The organism is Noviherbaspirillum sp. UKPF54, from assembly GCF_007874125.1.
In the GTDB taxonomy this organism is placed as follows: Bacteria; Pseudomonadota; Gammaproteobacteria; order Burkholderiales; family Burkholderiaceae_D; genus Noviherbaspirillum.
Genome location: NZ_CP040128.1, coordinates 3926192 through 3942029, shown reverse-complemented (window position 1 = coordinate 3942029; position 15838 = coordinate 3926192). Strand labels below are relative to the sequence as shown.

13 protein-coding genes are annotated in these 15838 nt (G+C 64.4%); 3 read left to right on the top strand and 10 right to left on the bottom strand.

Going from position 1 to position 15838, the window contains the following annotated elements:
- Positions 1-8 precede the first annotated feature (8 nt).
- From FAY22_RS18220 to FAY22_RS18210, 3 genes are all read right to left on the bottom strand, one after another.
- Positions 9-464, bottom strand: coding sequence for a rhodanese-like domain-containing protein (locus FAY22_RS18220; protein ID WP_146331829.1), 456 nt, complete (start codon positions 462-464; stop codon positions 9-11).
- 222 nt (positions 465-686) lie between these two features.
- The gene (locus FAY22_RS18215; protein ID WP_146331827.1) at positions 687-2810 is read right to left on the bottom strand and encodes a DUF1631 family protein; all 2124 of its coding nucleotides are present in this window, start codon (positions 2808-2810) and stop codon (positions 687-689) included.
- A gap of 293 nt (positions 2811-3103) precedes the next feature.
- Complete coding sequence (locus FAY22_RS18210) at positions 3104-4960, bottom strand: phosphoenolpyruvate carboxykinase (GTP) (RefSeq protein ID WP_146331824.1); 1857 nt, start codon at positions 4958-4960, stop codon at positions 3104-3106.
- A 374-nt stretch (positions 4961-5334) separates the two neighbouring features.
- On the opposite strand from FAY22_RS18210, the gene FAY22_RS18205 reads away from it, so the two are divergent.
- The 3 genes from FAY22_RS18205 to FAY22_RS18195 all read left to right on the top strand — a co-directional run bounded on the left by FAY22_RS18205 (position 5335) and on the right by FAY22_RS18195 (position 8136).
- Positions 5335-6324 carry a D-2-hydroxyacid dehydrogenase family protein gene (locus FAY22_RS18205; protein ID WP_146331822.1) on the top strand — a complete coding sequence of 330 codons (990 nt, stop codon included), beginning with the start codon at positions 5335-5337 and terminating at the stop codon, positions 6322-6324.
- 61 nt (positions 6325-6385) lie between these two features.
- Positions 6386-7558, top strand: coding sequence for an MFS transporter (locus FAY22_RS18200; protein WP_146331820.1), 1173 nt, complete (start codon positions 6386-6388; stop codon positions 7556-7558).
- Complete coding sequence (locus FAY22_RS18195; protein WP_146331818.1) at positions 7546-8136, top strand: MOSC domain-containing protein; 591 nt, start codon at positions 7546-7548, stop codon at positions 8134-8136. Before FAY22_RS18200 ends, FAY22_RS18195 begins: the two co-directional genes overlap by 13 nt.
- Here FAY22_RS18195 and FAY22_RS18190 read toward each other — a convergent pair.
- The 7 genes from FAY22_RS18190 to FAY22_RS18160 form a co-directional block, all read right to left on the bottom strand.
- Entirely contained in the window at positions 8093-8851 is a 759-nt protein-coding gene (locus FAY22_RS18190; protein WP_146331817.1) for an L-asparaginase, read from the bottom strand. The genes FAY22_RS18195 and FAY22_RS18190 overlap by 44 nt on opposite strands.
- Before the next feature lie 185 nt (positions 8852-9036).
- The gene (locus FAY22_RS18185; protein WP_146331816.1) at positions 9037-10407 is read right to left on the bottom strand and encodes an ATP-binding protein; all 1371 of its coding nucleotides are present in this window, start codon (positions 10405-10407) and stop codon (positions 9037-9039) included.
- Positions 10404-11069, bottom strand: a complete 666-nt coding sequence (locus FAY22_RS18180; protein ID WP_146331814.1) for a response regulator — start codon at positions 11067-11069, stop codon at positions 10404-10406. Before FAY22_RS18180 ends, FAY22_RS18185 begins: the two co-directional genes overlap by 4 nt.
- Before the next feature lie 130 nt (positions 11070-11199).
- Complete coding sequence (locus tag FAY22_RS18175) at positions 11200-11643, bottom strand: Rrf2 family transcriptional regulator (RefSeq protein WP_146331812.1); 444 nt, start codon at positions 11641-11643, stop codon at positions 11200-11202.
- Positions 11644-11744: 101 nt separating this feature from the next.
- Positions 11745-12785: an AbrB family transcriptional regulator gene (locus FAY22_RS18170; RefSeq protein ID WP_146331810.1), complete on the bottom strand. Its 1041-nt coding sequence runs from the start codon at positions 12783-12785 to the stop codon at positions 11745-11747.
- 93 nt (positions 12786-12878) lie between these two features.
- The gene (locus tag FAY22_RS18165; protein ID WP_146331808.1) at positions 12879-13952 is read right to left on the bottom strand and encodes an ABC transporter ATP-binding protein; all 1074 of its coding nucleotides are present in this window, start codon (positions 13950-13952) and stop codon (positions 12879-12881) included.
- Positions 13953-14009: 57 nt separating this feature from the next.
- Entirely contained in the window at positions 14010-15806 is a 1797-nt protein-coding gene (locus FAY22_RS18160; protein ID WP_146331807.1) for an iron ABC transporter permease, read from the bottom strand.
- Positions 15807-15838: the final 32 nt, after the last annotated feature.

Sequence of the window (15838 nt, the reverse complement as noted above, 5' to 3'; positions counted from 1 at the left end):
GGAATGGGTTATTCGACCGGATAGCCCTTGGCTTTCCACTCGGGGAAGCCGCCGCGGAACCAGAACACCTTCTTGTACCCGGCCTTGAGCGCGGCGATGGACGCCTTGTAGCTCTTCCAGCATTCGCCCGCATTGCAGTAGAAGACCAGCGAGGCATTCTTGTCGGCTGGCAGTTTGGTCAAGTCAAAATTGTCCTGGCTGGCATCGAAATTGGTGGCCTTCGCACTCTTTTCCTTATAGGGGACGTTCTTGGCGCCCTTGATATGGCCTTCGACGTATTCATTCGCAACACGCGCGTCGATGACAGGCGTACCTGCATCCAGCATTTTCTTGACTTGATCGGAGCTGACAACGGTGGCGCCGTCGAGTGCTGCCGGGGTTTCCGTTGCATGTGCGCACAGTGTTGCACTGAGTAAGAGTGTGCCGAGCGCGGTCAGGATGGTGCGGGGAAGAGTCAGTTGCATTTGGTTGCCCTCATTGAATTTACACAAAAAGTAAATGCATATGAGCAACTTTTAGGCCACGGCGCCGCAAGGCCCATGAACCCGGCTTTCAACTAGCGACGTCTGTCTCAAATCAAGAAATGCGGGGTAATAAATGGGAATAGGTTCTTGTTCTCGGGAATAAACGGAAGCGGTCAAAGCCAGCCCGGCGCCGGCGTATGCTATTCCCCGTTATTGCCCCAGCTACGCAGCTGCCAGCCCGGGAATCTCGTTGCCCGCCAGCGCCTGCTCCAGCGCGCGCGCGACTAGTCCCGCCTCCAGCGCGATATGCGCGCTTCCATCGCGCAAAGCCCTTGCCAGTTCCTCGTCCGTGACCGACAGCGCTTCCTGGCGCGTGCTGGTGGAGAAAATGAACAGGCTGCGCATCGGGCTGATCCAGGCCAGCTTGAAGGCTTCGGGTGGCGCATCGGCACGGGCGAATTCCACCCAGGTGCCGCGCGATAGTTTTTGTACCTGCAAGTCGAACGCGTCGGGCGCCGGCTCCGGCTGCTGCCGGGCTTGCCTCTGCAGGCGCCGCTCGGCCGCCTTCTTGGCAACCGCGACTGCGATCATCATCTGGCGTTCCGGCGACAGCTCCAGCGGGGCGCGCACGATCGAAGCGTGGCACTTGGCCAGGTCGTCGAAGAACTTGACGCGCGCCGCATCGTTCCACTTGATCAGGTCCAGCCACTTGTTGAGCATCGCAATGATGTTCGGCAGCTTGGCCAGCAGGTTCTTGCGCTCCTCCACCGTGATCTTCGGCTTGACGCTCCAGCACAGGTCGTCCATGGTGCGCAGGGCGCTGTCGAGCGCCTGCGGCTTGTCGTCCTTGACGGTGTAGGCGAGGGTCAGCACCGACACCCATTTGTCTTCCAGGAAGGTCTCGACGAAGGCGACCACTTCCCCGGTGCCCACGCGCAGCGCGACTTCGTTCCTGGCAGCTTTTGCCGCCTGCAAGCGCTTTTCCTTTTCCAGCGCTTGCGTGATCGTGGCCGATAGCGTTTCGGCTGCCCCCGCGTCGATTTCGGCGGCGAACGCTTCGAGTTCCGCCAGCGCTTCGGCAAACGACGGCATACGCTGGTCGGACTGGATGCGTTTGACGTTGCGCAGAAGCGCCTGGTACAGCGGATCGCGCGGCCCGCCCGAGCGGTCCCAGCCGATGCCCAGATGCGCCATCAGTTCGATGACGCGCCGCGCCGGATGGCTGGGCTTGAAGAAGAAATCCTTGTCATGCAAGGTCGCTTTCAGCAGCGGTATCTGCAGCGAACCGATCAGGGTCTTAATTTCCGCGGCAATGTTGCGTGCGCCGAAAACGGCATCGAACACCGTCGTCAGCAGCGTGATGGTATGGGCGTCTTCCGCCGACAGCGAGCCCTGCGGCGCCCAGCGTTGGATATGTGCCAGCAGCGCCGCGCCCTGCGCACCGGGTGCGCCGCCGGCCTGGTGCGGGTCGGGGCCGTTTTTCTGGATTTCGGCCAGATAGGCCAGCAGTTCGTGGCGGGTGGAGGCGTCATGCAGCGTCTCGCTGCCGAACAGCGATGGCAGGTCGTCGTCGGGGGCGCGCTCGGCATGGCGTTTCGCACGCGACGCGGCAGGGAACATGCGCTGCAGCTGCTGCATGACCGGGTCGGCGGCAGCGTCCGGAGCGCTCGGGAGCGCCGGCCGCGGCACTTCCGCCGGCGCGGCCGTGATGCCGCGCCGAACCAGCGTGGCATTGAGCGTATGCAGGATCGGTCCCATGTCGATGCACAAGTCCTCGCTCAGGGTGCGAAATGCCAGATGATGCGCCTTCACGTCGGGATGGAAGTCGCACCATGCGTCATGCAGCGCCGCCAGGAACACTTGCGGCCGGAACGGATTGCGCGCCGTCGTCAGCTCATCCCGGTCGAGCAGGCAAGCCAGACGGGAATTGAGCACCATCAAGCGGTTGGCATGTTCGCTTTCGATGGCGCGGCTGATCTTGAGGAGGGTAAGTTTCTTGTCGATTTCCAGGTCGGGTGCAAGCGGCTTCGCACTCCCGGCATCGTGCTGGGCCTGCTCGTCGAGCGCCTGCACTTCGCGTTGCAGTACGTCGCGCAGATGCTCGGAGGTAACATAGTGAAAAAGATAGCGGTTCTTTTTCAGCAGCCCGGCGGCATCCGTGCGCAGGCGGGCTTCCTCGGCGCTGGCCTCCTCGGACGGCAGCAGCAGCGCATTCGCCAGGCGAGTTGCAAGGCTGTCAAGCTGCTTGCCGGCAGCGTTTGACGCAATGTCAACTAGTTCCTGCCATATGGCGGCCCGCTGTAGCGCGGACGGGTCGCCTGCAGGCTCGGATGAAAGGGAGGCCATGACGTTGCTGCTTTATGTACGGTGGAAAATGAACGCATCCCATTAAAGGGAACATACCGTATTGTTGCATAATATTGCCGTACGGCAAGATTTAAATTGTAAATAGGCGTTTCCCTCTAGATGACAATCCGTCAACTCCACGCTTCGCGATCCTGCAGAACATCACGTCGCGCGTGCGCCGCAGCAGGATAAAAATAAAAAAGCGCGGTCAGGTTACCCTGCCGCGCTTTGTTTTTTATGTGTCTCCTCCATCCTCCATTTGCACGGAAGAAGAGTTACTGCTCACTTCACCTTCATGCTGCCAAACGTTTCTCCAGCTGTTCCTTGGTTGCTTGCAGTTCCGCCGGCAAGTGATACTTCAGCTTGTCGAACAGTTCGGCGTGCAGTTTCAGTTCCGCCTGCCATGCGGCCTTGTCGACCGAGGTGATCCTGTCGAACTGTTGTTGCGTGAAGTCCAGGCCGTCCCACTTCAGGTCTTCGTAGCGCGGCGTGATGCCGAATACATTTTCGACGCCGCCGGCGGTGCCGGCGATGCGGTCGAGCATCCACTTCAGCACGCGCATGTTGTCGCCGAAGCCAGGCCACACGAACTTGCCGTTTTCGTCAGTGCGGAACCAGTTCACGCAGTAGATCTTCGGCAGTTCGGCCGGGGATGCCGCGATCTTCTTGCCCATGTCGAGCCAGTGCTGGAAGTAGTCGCTCATGTTGTAGCCCATGAACGGCAGCATCGCGAACGGATCGCGGCGCACCACGCCCTGCTGGCCGGCGGCGGCCGCCGTGGTCTCGGAGCCCATGGTCGCGGCCATGTACACGCCTTCGACCCAGTTGCGCGCCTCGGTTACCAGAGGAACGGTGGTCGAGCGACGGCCGCCGAAGATGAAGGCCGAGATCGGCACGCCTGCCGGATCGTCCCAGGCCGGGTCGATCACCGGGTTCTGGGTGGCGGCCACGGTGAAGCGCGCGTTCGGATGCGCCGCCTTGCGGCCGGTTTCCTTGCCGATTTCCGGCGTCCAGTCCTTGCCTTGCCAGTCGATCAGGTGAGCGGGAGCTTCCTTGGTCAAGCCTTCCCACCACACGTCGCCGTCGTCGGTCAGCGCGACGTTGGTGAAGATGGTGTTGGCGTTCAGCGACGCCATGCAGTTCGAGTTGGTGATGGTATTGGTGCCCGGTGCCACGCCGAAATAGCCGGCTTCCGGGTTGATCGCGTACAGGCGGCCATCGGCGCCCGGCTTGATCCAGGCGATGTCGTCGCCAATGGTGGTGACTTTCCAGCCGTTGAAGGTCTTCGGCGGGATCAGCATCGCGAAATTGGTCTTGCCGCAGGCGGACGGGAAGGCGGCAGCCACGTAGTGCTTCTTGCCTTCGGGCGATTCCACGCCGAGGATCAGCATGTGTTCTGCCAGCCAGCCCTGGTCGCGGCCCATGGTCGAGGCGATGCGCAGCGCGAAGCATTTCTTGCCCAAGAGCGCATTGCCGCCGTAGCCGGAGCCGAACGACCAGATTTCGCGGGTTTCCGGATAGTGCACGATGTACTTGGTCTGATTGCACGGCCAGGCGACGTCTTTTTCGCCGGCGGCCAAGGGTTTGCCGACCGAGTGCACGCACGGTACGAATTCGCCGTCGGTGCCGAGCACGTCATACACGGCCTTGCCCATGCGGGTCATGATGCGCATGTTGACCGCGACATACGGGGAGTCGGACAGCTCGACGCCGATGTGGGCGATCGGGGAACCCAGCGGGCCCATCGAGAACGGCACCACGTACATGGTGCGGCCCTTCATGCAGCCGTCGAACAGGCCGTTCAGGGTCACGCGCATTTCGGCCGGGGCCATCCAGTTGTTGGTGGGGCCGGCGTCTTCCTGTTTTGCGGAGCAGATGAAGGTGCGGTCTTCGACGCGCGCCACGTCGGACGGGTCGGAGCAGGCCAGGTAGCTGTTCGGACGCTTGGCGTCGTTGAGCTTTTTCATGGTGCCGGAAGCAACCATCTCGGCGCACAGGCGATCGTATTCTTCTTGCGAGCCGTCGCACCAGTAGATGCGGTCCGGCTTGGTGAGGGCGGCGATTTCCGCGACCCAGTTGATCAACTTCTGCTGCTTGACGTACGTTGGTGCGTTCAGGGATGCAACGCCACCCATAACGGGCTGATTCATAGGAACTACCTCCAATGCCAATAAAGAATTCTGTCTTGTCCCGGCACGGCAGGATCGTCGTCAGCTTGTGGCTTGGCTAGCTAAGGTCTAGCGGTACGGCGGTCTTGTCGGAGTAGTCGTCCGGAGCGGCCTGCAAGGTGCTCTGACGGCGACTGCGCAACCCGAAAAATGGAATAATGTCCGGGCTGGTGGGCTTGCATTCTTGTAAGAAAGGATGCAAGAAGTAGGAGCCGATTGTACACCGCTGTTCCCTCTTAACTCAATGATTTACAACACAAATGTAGGAATAATTGTTGAGTTTTGTAGTAGGTCATTATCGCCTGCCTCATATCTGTTGGTTTATTACGGAAATATGACTGGATTGCAAAATTGACATGAAACTCGCTATTCTCGACGACTATCAGGACTGCGTGCGCCACCTCGATTGTTTCCGTCTGCTCGACGGCCACGATGTAAAGATATTTAACAATAGTGCACGCGGCCTCGGTCAGCTTGCGGTACGTCTAGCTGAATTCGAGGCGCTGGTGTTGATCCGCGAGCGTACCGCCCTCCCCGCCGCGCTCCTGAACAAGTTGCCGAATCTGAAGCTGATTTCGCAGACCGGGAAGGTGGCCGGGCACGTCGACGTGGCTGCGGCCACCGCGTGCGGCATCGCCGTCGTCGAAGGCGTCGGCGACCCCACCGCGCCGGCCGAGCTGACCTGGTCGCTGATCATGGCTGCCACGCGCAAGATCGTGCCGTACGCGACCCACCTGCGCGAAGGATTGTGGCAGACCGCCTCGATCATGCCCGAGCTCAATACGCTGGGCAGCGTCTTGAAGGGAAAGACGCTGGCGATCTGGGGCTACGGGCGCATCGGCAAGCTGGTGGCGGGCTATGGCCGGGCGTTTGGCATGCAGGTCGTGGTCTGGGGGCGGGATGCCAGTCGACAAGCTGCCGAACAGGACGGATACCATGCCGCAGCGTCGAAGGAGGAATTCTTTGCGCAAGCCGACGTGCTGTCGTTGCACCTGCGTCTGAACGATGCCACGCGCGGCATCGTCACGGCGGCCGACCTCACGCGCATGAAGCCGGGCGCGCTGTTCGTCAATACCAGCCGCGCCGAGCTGGTGGCGCCCGGCGCGCTCGACATGGCATTGCGCCTCGGCCAGCCGGGCTTTGCCGCGCTCGACGTGTTCGAAACCGAGCCGTTGCCGGCCGACTCGCCGCTGCTGCGCTATGCCAATGTGCTTGCCACGCCCCATCTGGGCTATGTCGAAAAGGATAGCTACGAGCTGTATTTCCGCGCAGCGTTCCAGAACATCGTCGATTTCGCCAGGGGCGAGCCGAAGAACGTGCTGAATCCGGATGCGTTGGGGCGGTAAGGCGCTTTCGGCACGCCCGTTCACTTTTCGCTACACTGGGCGCTCCCCACAAGGAGCGCGCATGCAATCCCGACTCTGGTCACTGACCCTCGGCAATTTCGCCATCGGCACCGGCGTGATGATCGTGCCCGGCATGCTCAACGAACTGAGCGCCGACCTGCACACGTCGCCTGCGGCGATCGGCATGCTGATCTCGGCATTCGCGCTGACGATCTGCGTCGGCGGGCCGTTTCTCGCCAGCTGGACCAGCGCCATCGAACGCAGCAAGCTGCTCACGGGAGCGCTGCTGCTGTACGCTGCGACGCACCTGGTCGCCGCCGGCGCACCCGGCTACAACACCTTGCTGGCGGCGCGCATGGTGACGGCCATCGGCGCGGCGCTGTTTACCGCGCAGGCTGCCGCGACCGCAGGTCTCATGGTGCCGCCCGAGCAGCGCGGCCGGGCGATCGCGCTGGTCTTTCTCGGCTGGTCGATCGCGGCGGTGGTGGGCTCGCCGCTCGGCGCCTATCTCGGCGCGCACATCGGCTGGCGCCCGACCATGGGCTTGGTCGGCTTGCTGGCGGCGCTGTTCGCCGCCGGCGTGTGGCTGCAACTGCCGCGCGGGCTGTTCGTCGCGCCGATGGACCGCGCCGCCTGGCTGGCGCTGTTTGCCAACACGCCCCTGCTGCTGGCCATTTCGGTCACTGCGCTCCAGGCGCTGGGCATGTTCACCGTGTTTTCCTACCTCGCGCTGGCACTGAAGAATTCGATTGGCGCCACGCCCACCGTCATCAGCATGATGTTCCTGTGCTTCGGCATCACCGGCGTGACCGGCAACGTGCTCGGCGCGCGCGTGATGGATCGCGTCGGCCCGGTGCGCGTCGGCATCGCCGCCATGGCCTGCATGCTGAGCGCTATCGCGTTGTGGCCGTTCACCTACGGCTCGCTGCCGCTCACGGTGGCGCTGACGCTGGTGTGGGGGCTGGGCTGCTTCGCGGTCAACGGGGCGCAGCAGGCGCGGCTGGTGGCGCTGGCGCCGCCGCTGGCGTCGGCCTCGGTGGCGCTGAATTCCTCCGCGATCTATCTCGGGCAGGCGCTCGGCGCCTTCATCGGCGGCATCATCGTGTCGTCGCGCGGCACGGCCGACTTGCCGCTTTACGGCGCCGTGCCGATGGCATTGGCGATCCTGGTGTCGCAGCTGGCGGCCAACATGGCGCGCCGCAGGAAATTTGAAGGAGTGACATGCGAGTCGTGAGCGTGAATCTGGCCGCCGTCGGCGAAATGTTCATCCGCCAGTCGGAGCGCGAGCATCGAATCATGACGGGAATTCACAAGCAGCCTGTGACGGGCGCGGTGCGCGTCAAACCGCTCGGCCTGGCCGGCGACGAGCAGGCCGACCTGACCGTGCACGGCGGGCTCGACAAGGCGGTGTACGCGTATCCTTCGGAGCACTACGCGTTCTGGGCGGCGCAGCGACTGGCCGTGTTCAAGCGCGAGGCGCCGCTACCGCCCGGCTCGATGGGCGAGAACCTGACGCTGGAGGGCATCCTGGAGCGCGAAGTCTGGGTCGGCGACCGGCTGCACGTCGGCAGCGCCGTGCTGCAGGTGACCGAGCCGCGCCGGCCATGCTACAAGTTCGCCGCGAAGATGGGCTTTTCCCACGCGGTGAAGATGATGGTCCAGTCCGGCTTTACCGGCTTTTACCTGCGCGTGATCGAGGAAGGGGAAATCGCGGCCGGCGACACGGTGACGCTGGCGCCCGGCGCGCGCAATGTGTCGATCGCGCAGCTCATCGAACAACGTCTGAAGGGGCGCCAGCGGGATTTGTTCTGACGCCGGTCGCTACCAGCGCGCGCCCGCCCGTCCACAGCCTCGTCCATCCCGGCGGCCACGGCAAGGGCGGCCCGGAATAGGCCGGTACGCCGCGCCGCACCGGAATGACGGGCAGGTGCGGCGGCAGCGGGCCGTCGCGCATGTCCCAGCCCAGCGTGTAGGCGTAATTCGGCAGCAGCGCCTCGCACACCGCGTCGAACCAGGCGCTGTGATCCTCGTCGCGCCGCAGCGCCTGCGCAAGACCGTGCGGGTCGAACTGCGCCAGCGCGCGCGCCAGCTCCTGCGCCGTCGCGCCCGGCATATCGCCCCAGCCCAGGACCGGGTTGAAGTTGTAATCCGCGCCCGAGCCATACCAACCCTCGCGCCACGGCCGCTCGATCCAGTTGCGCTGGCCGGCGAACAAATGCCAGCGCCAGTGCAGGCCGGACGGTTTCGGCCAGCTGTACAGGTACAGCTGCTGGTAGCCGGCGCGATGCAGCTCGCGCACCATCGCCATCAGGCGCGCATGGGGCATGCGGTCGGGTGCGTCGCGCCGGAAGCGGATCGGCTCGCCGTCGGCGTGTTGCAGTTCGTCGTGCGACAGGTTCAGGTCGAGCGTGCGCACTTCGTCGCCGAAGCGCACCGCTACCCATCCGGTCAACAGGTTGACCGAGGTAACGACGCCATAGCCGCGATGACGGTGAAAAATAACGGTGCCGGGGGCAACAGGCTTCATGAATATCGATGCAATCCTAAAACGCGCATGCTGTCTTCAGTCAATAAAAATGCCGGCGGTACAGCCGGCATCGCGGGTGAAGCGGCATGCGACAAACTGTAAACCATTCGCGGCGACAAATCATCCTTCAGGCAGGAAATGTCGCCGGCTAAAAAGTTGCTTGCCCGTCAGGCAAGCACCGGTGATCAGGCGGGCAGGCAAATGCGCACGCCCAACCCGCCGCCGTGCAATCCTTCTCCGAAGCCTATCGTGCCGCGATAGCGCTGAACGATGCGAGCCACGATCGACAGGCCCAGCCCGCTGCCTTCCACGCCGCTGCCGCTGGCGCGATAGAAGCGGTCGGTCAGGCGCGCGCGCTCAGCCGGCGCCACGCCCGGGCCATCGTCCTGCACGCTCACCACCACGTCCGCCTGCTGGCGCTCGACGCGCAGCAGCACATGCCCGCCCTGCCGGCCATACTTGATCGCATTGTCCAGCAGGTTGCCGATCAAGACCGACAGCGCGGTCGGATCGGCTGCCAGCAGGCACGCGCCGTGCGTGTCCATCTCGAGTTCGATGCCGCGGCGTTCGGCCTCGCCCGCGTAATTCGCGGCGCATTCCGTTGCCAATGCAGCCAGATCGACCGTCTCGATCATTGCCGCATCGGAATGATCGAGGCGCGCCAGCAACAGCAGTTGCTGCACGAGATGGGTGGTACGGTGAACACCGGCGATGACTTGCTGGATTGCCTCGGTACGTTGGCGTTCCTCTTGCGCGGCCAGCGCAACTTCGGCCTGCACCTTGATGGCAGCCAGCGGCGTTCTCAGTTCATGTGCCGCATCGGCGGTGAATGAGCGCTCCCTGTCGATTGATTGAGACAATCTGGCAAGCAGATTGTTCAATGCATCGGCCAACGGCTGGACTTCGGCCGGGACGCGTTCAAGCGCCAGCGGCTGCAGGTTGCCGGCGCCGCGCGCGCCGATCGCCCGCGACATCGCCGTGAGCGGCTGCAAGCCGCGGCCGATGCCGATCCAGATCAGCAGCGCCAGGATCGGCAGCGCCGGCAACAGCAGCTGCGCCATACGCCGTGCCAGCTTGTGCAGCAAGCCGGTGCGCACGCGCATCGGCTCGAACACGCGCACCTGGTAGCCGGTCTGCGCATCGTGCAGCGCAAAGCTGCGCCATGAGCCGCCGTCGAGATCCAGCGTGCGATAGCCGTCGCGCGCATCGAATGCGGCGGCCGGCGAGCCGGGGCCGCGCATGAGCAGCGCGCCGTCGCGGCTCCACAGCTGGAAATCGACGTGTTGCGCATGGTCGTCGTCGCCGTCGTGATCGTTGAAGTGATGATCGGGCCGATGGCTGGAGTGATGTTCAGCGCCCGCATCGGACAGCAGCTGCAATCGCTGCAAGTCGAGCAGCAGCAGGGTGCGCGCGCTCTGCTCCATGTGCGCGTCGGCCAGTTCGCCGACTTCCTCGCGCATTTCGGCGTAGGCCAATGCCAGCATCGCGATCCACACCAGCGTCAGGCTGCCCAGCAGCAGCGCCAGCAGGCGGTGCCGGATGGAGAAGCGCTTCATGCCGGTTCCTTGCGGATCAGGTAGCCCACACCGCGGATAGTCTTGATCAGCTCGTTGCCGAGCTTCTTGCGCAGGTTGTGCACGTGCACCTCGACCGCGTTGCTTTCGACTTCCTCGTTCCAGCCGTACAGGCTTTCTTCGAGGCGCGCGCGCGACAGGGCGGTGCCGCGATGCTCCAGCAGGTCGACCAAGATGGCGCATTCGCGCGCCGACAGCTGGATGCGCTCGTCGCCGCGCAGCACGCACTGGCTGTCGGGTTCGACCACCAGGTCGCCGTAGCGGATCACCGACACGCTGCGCCCGTGGGCGCGGCGCAGCAGCGCGCGCATGCGCGCGATCAGTTCGGCCAAGTCGAACGGCTTGACCAGGTAATCGTCGGCGCCCGCCTCCAGTCCGGCCACGCGGTCGCGCACGGTGTCGCGCGCAGTCAGCAGCAGCACCGGCATGTCACTGCCGCGCCGGCGCAGCTGTTGCAGCAGCTCCATGCCGGACAGGCGCGGCAGGCCGATGTCGAGCACCGCGAGTTCGTATTCGGTCGTCTCCAGCGCCAGTTGCGCCGCGCGCCCGTCCCTGGCCCAGTCGACGGTAAAGCCGGCCTGTTTCAATCCGGCCTCGATACCGTCGCCGAGCAAGGCGTCGTCTTCTACCAGCAATACACGCATGAATCTTCCTTCGCCGCTGTCCGGCCTGCTTTATCGCTTAGCTATCTTAAGCCGAACTTAAGGCGCGCGGACGGGAAGGAGGTGCGCGGCGCATGCCGCCAGGCGGCGCCGCGCGGGAGGGATGGTCGGGCTAGGCCAGCGCCGGCTTGGCGTGGATGGTCATCGGTTTCCATGCCGTGGTATGCACCGCTTCGGCCAGCGTGCTGCGGTCGAGCACTGCCATGAAGGCGCGATGGGCGTCGATCAGCGGGTTTTTCAAGCCGCACTGCTTGCTCACGATGCAGCAATCGCCGCTGGGATCGAAGCATTCCACCAGGTCGAAATTCGGCTCGGTGATGCGCACGATCTCGCCCAGGAAGATCTGGTCGGCCGGGCGCGCCAGCTGGATGCCGCCGCCCTTGCCGCGCGTGCTGCGGATCAGGCCGTGCCGGGCCAGGTTGTGCACCACCTTCACCAGGTGGTTGCGCGATACGGCGAAATAATTGGTGATTTCGGAAATCGTGGTTTGACTGCCGAGTTGCGCGAGATATGCCATCACGCGCAGGGAATAATCCGTGTATTGGGTAAGCTGCATGTTGATTCCATCGACCTTTTCCCTATTGTATGTACGGGAAATACCCCTTTTCACTTGATATCGATCAAGAAATTCCAAACTCAGCCGAATTTCCGACCGGCTTACTTGGCTTTTAGATGACGTGCCGCGCGGAACAAGGGGCCGATGGTCAGGACCAGCGCCGCCATGCGCGCGACGTGAAAGGCGGTGACGATCGGCACGCCCAGCTGCAGGTTTCTGGCGGTCAGGCTCATTTCCGCGATCCCGCCCGGCGCGGTGGCGAGAATCGCCGTCGCCGGGTGCATGCCGCTGGCGACCGCCAGCGCAACGCCGAACGCGGCGGAGACGGCCAGCGCCAATGTGCCGGACAAGGCCACGCTGGCCAGATAGCGCGGCGCGGTATGCAGGAAGGTCGGGGTGAAGCGGGTGCCGAGCGAAATGCCGATGAACAGCTGGCCCAGATGCGCCATCCATTCCGGCAGCGCAGACAGGCGCACCTCACGCGCGGTGAGGACGATGGCCGCCAGCAGCGGGCCGATCACCCAGGCGTTGGGCCAGCCCAGGCGATTCAATCCCAGCGCGCAGGCGCTGGTGAGCAGCACCAGGACCAGCAGGCCGCCGTAGCTGACCGCGCGCATGCCCGGCATGAACACGTCCACGCCGTGGATCCCGGCATACTTGAAGCAGAACGGAATGATCGCCACCACCAGCATGATGCGCAGGCTATGGGCCGCGGCCACCCTGTCCACCGCCGCGCCGTGGCGCTCGCCCTGGCTCGCCATCTCGGACGCGCCGCCGACGGCCATCGCGAAAAACGCCGTGGTGCGGTCGATGCCGGAAAGCCTGTGAAGCACCCAGCCGCATGCCGCGCCGAGCGCCAGCGCAAACAGGACCGCGGCGGCGATGAATGCGGCATACGACGTCAGCACTTTCAGGACGGCCGGCGTGAAGTACAGGCCGAGCGCCGTGCCGATGGCCCATTGGCCGGCTTGGCGCACCTGGGTCGGCGCGTGCAATTCCATGCCAGCCATGCGCGCGGCGGCGGTGCAAAACAAGGGGCCGATCATCCACGGCAGCGGCGTGTTGAGCCATTCGCAGAGCAGGGCCGATAGCAGGCCGAGGGCGAAGGCGAGGAGGATGGGGCGGACGGGCGAGCTGGGCATTTCCCTGAGAAATCGGCAGTGACCTGAACCACGGCCGACGCGGAGCGACTCCCGTCGCTTTTCGCCGTGTGCGCCGTGGTTCAGCGGTTTTACTCAGAACACCCAGAGCTTTTCTTCGGGCAGCTGCAGCCAGTAGTCGCCCGCTTCCAGCCGGTGCGGGGCATAGGCGCGCAGGCTGAGATCGGTGGCGCCGGGCTTGTGGAACAGGCATTCCCAGCGGTCGCCCAGGTACATGCAGGTCGACAGCGGCAGCTTGATGGCGTTTTCCGCCTGCGTGTTCATGACGCGCACCTGCTCGAGGCGGATCACGCTCGCCACCTCGTCGCCGGAATTGCTGCCGCGCGCGCTGCCGCGCAGCTTCACGCCGTCGACTTCGAGCGTCACGCGCGAGCCGTCGCGCTGCAGCAGCTTGGCCGGCAGGCGGTTATTGCTGCCCATGAATTCCGCGGTAAACAGCGAGTCCGGCCGCGCGTACATGCTTTCCGGATTGCCCTGCTGTTCGATCTTGCCGTTGTTGAGCAACAGGATGCGGTCGGAAATCGCCATCGCCTCGGTCTGGTCGTGCGTGACCATCAGCGCCGACAGGCCGAGCTTGACGATCAGCTCGCGCAGGAAGGCGCGCGCCTCTTCGCGCAGCTTGGCGTCGAGGTTCGACAGCGGCTCGTCGAGCAGGATCACCGGCGGGTTGTACACCAGCGCGCGGGCGATCGCCACGCGCTGCTGCTGGCCGCCCGACAGCTGGTGCGGGAAGCGCTCGGCTAGATGGCCCAGGCCGAGCTGCGGCAGCACTTTCTTGACCCGCTCGGCGATCTCGGCATTGCCCATCTTGCGCAGCTTGAGGCCGTAGGCGACGTTGTCGAACACGGTCTTGTGCGGCCACAGCGCGTACGACTGGAACACCAGGCCGAGATTGCGTTCCTCGGCCGGCAGCTCCAGGCCGCGCTCGCCGTCGAACACGGCGCGTTCGCCGATGCGGATGGTGCCCGCCTTCGGGCTTTCCAGGCCGGCCACCGCGCGCAGCAGCGTGGTCTTGCCGCTGCCGGAAGGACCGAGCAGGGCGACGACTTCGCCGCGCTGCAGCTCCATCGAGACGCCCTTGAGGATGGCATTGGCGGATGCGCCGGTACCGTAGTCGAGGTGCAGGTTATTGACGGTCAGTTCAGACATGATGTTTTCCTTTTGCGCCGCAGGCACGAAAATGCGATCGCGGCTTGCTCAAATTGTTTAATCGTGCAGCTTGATGCCGAAGCGCAGCGCGATGCCCAGGCCGATCGCCACCAGCAGGATGTTGATGAACGATAGCGCCGCCACCAGGTCGGTCGCGCCGGCCGCCCACATCGACACCAGCATCGCGCCGATGACTTCCGTGCCGGGCGACAGCAGGTACACGCCGGTCGAATATTCGCGCTCGAAGATCAGGAACACCATCAGCCACGCGCCCAGCAGGCCGAACTTCACCAGCGGCAGCGTCACGTCGCGCGTGACCTGGCCGCGCGAGGCGCCGACGGCGCGCGCGGCTTCCTCCAGCTCCGGGCCGACCTGCAAGAGCGACGTCGAGATCAGGCGCAGGCCGTAGGCCATCCAGACCACCGAATAGGCGATCCAGACCGAGAAGATGGTCGAGCGCAGCGCGCGCAGCTGCGGGATCAGGTTGTCGATCAGCCATTGCGCGACGCTGTTGTCGAACCATTGCAGCATGCTTTCCAATACCGCCGGAACGAACAGGAACACCCACAGGAAGGACAGGCCGGCCAGCAATCCCGGCACCGCGCGCGGAATCAGCACGCTGTAGTCGAGAAAGCGCGTGATGCCGTCCGGCTTGCGGTGGCCGGCCAGCGCGATCGCGGAGTAGCAGGCCACCGCGATGGCGCCGCCGATCACGCCGATCAGCACCGTGTTCAAAATGCCGCGCATGAGCGAGGGCTGCTCCAGGATGTCCTTGAAGTGCTGCAGCGTGAATGCCTCGGACAGCTTGACGCCCTCGCCCCAGTAGGACACGAACGAGCGCAGCGCGATGCCCGACAGTGGCATGACGATGGTGAAGACCAGCCAGGCGGCGATGAAGGCGAACGCGATCCACTTCCATTTGCCGAGCGGCAGCGCCTTCTGGCGCGCGCCCTTGCCCTTGATCGACACATACTTGTTGGCCGATTTCAGGAGCCAGCGCTGCAGCATCACCAGCGGCATCGTCACCGCCACCAGGCACACGGCGACCGCCGCCATCAGGTGGTAGGACGGCGTGCCGAGCTTGTTGGTCAGCTTGTACAGGTAGGTCGACAGCACCAGGTGCCCTTCCGGGTCGCCCAGCACCAGCACCAGGCCGAACACCTCGAAGCCGAGGAAGAACACCAGCACCGCCGCGTAGGCCAGCGCCGGCATGATCATCGGCAGCGACACGTTCAGCGCCACCTGCAGCGGCGAGGCGCCCGCCACGCGCGCCGCTTCCTCGACGTCCGAGCCGAGGCTCTTCAAGGCGGACGACGAGTACAGGTAGACGTGCGGCACGTGGGTCAGGCCGGCGATGATCACGATGGAGGCGAACGAATAGATGTTCCAGGGCTGCACGCCGGTCAGTTCCTTGACCCACAGCGTGTAGAACCCGACCGGGCCCATCGACACCACGTAGCCGAACCCCATCACCATCGGCGACACGAAGATCGGCACCAGCAAAAGTGGTCCGATCCAGGTGCGGCCCGGCAGGTCGGTGCGTACCATCAGGAAGGCCAGCATCGCGCCCAGCGGCACGGCGATGACGGCCAGGCCCGTGGCGAGGATCATGCCGTTGACGAACGCCTGGCGAAAATCATCGTCCTCGAAAATGAAGCGGAAGGCATCCAGGCCGAAGGTTTTTGACGGCACGAAGAACGGAGCCGACAGCAGGCTCTGGTAAAAGATCAGCGCCAGCGGCAGGAAGATGGCCGTGGCGGCGAGCGCGACGACCACGCCGCGCGGCCAGTTCAGGCGCGCGGCCCACGAGCGGCGCTCGATGGCCGCCGGTTGGGGGAGTGTCAGGGTTTGCATGCGTGTCTCGATGTTGTATTCATGTGCGCCCC